Annotated in this window: 1 pseudogene; it reads right to left on the bottom strand. The window is 54.4% G+C overall.

Annotation, left to right across the window (positions count from 1 at the left end):
- Nucleotides 1-452, bottom strand: a pseudogene (locus SB773_RS30100) (collagen-like protein); the annotation flags it as partial.

The raw sequence follows: 452 nt of genomic DNA, 5'->3' as shown, positions 1-452 counted from the left end.
GTGTTACCTTGAACGCCTTGAGGTCCAGTAGCACCTGTGTTACCTTGCGCACCTTGAGGTCCAGTGGAACCAGTAGCGCCCGTGTTACCTTGAAGACCTTGAGGTCCAGTAGCACCTGTGTTACCTTGCGCACCTTGAGGTCCAGTGGAACCAGTAGCACCTGTGTTACCTTGAACGCCTTGAGGTCCAGTGGAACCAGTAGCACCTGTGTTACCTTGAACGCCTTGAGGTCCAGTAGCACCTGTGTTACCTTGCGCACCTTGAGGTCCAGTGGAACCAGTAGCGCCCGTGTTACCTTGAAGACCTTGAGGTCCAGTAGCACCCGTGTTACCTTCAAGACCTTGAGGTCCAGTAGCACCCGTGTTACCTTGCGCACCTTGAGGTCCAGTGGAACCAGTAGCACCTGTGTTACCTTGAACGCCTTGAGGTCCAGTAGCACCTGTGTTACCTTG

The organism is Bacillus sp. SIMBA_074 (assembly GCF_046534555.1).
Taxonomy (GTDB): Bacteria; Bacillota; Bacilli; order Bacillales; family Bacillaceae_G; genus Bacillus_A; species Bacillus_A mycoides.
This window is presented reverse-complemented; position numbering and strand designations above follow the sequence as displayed.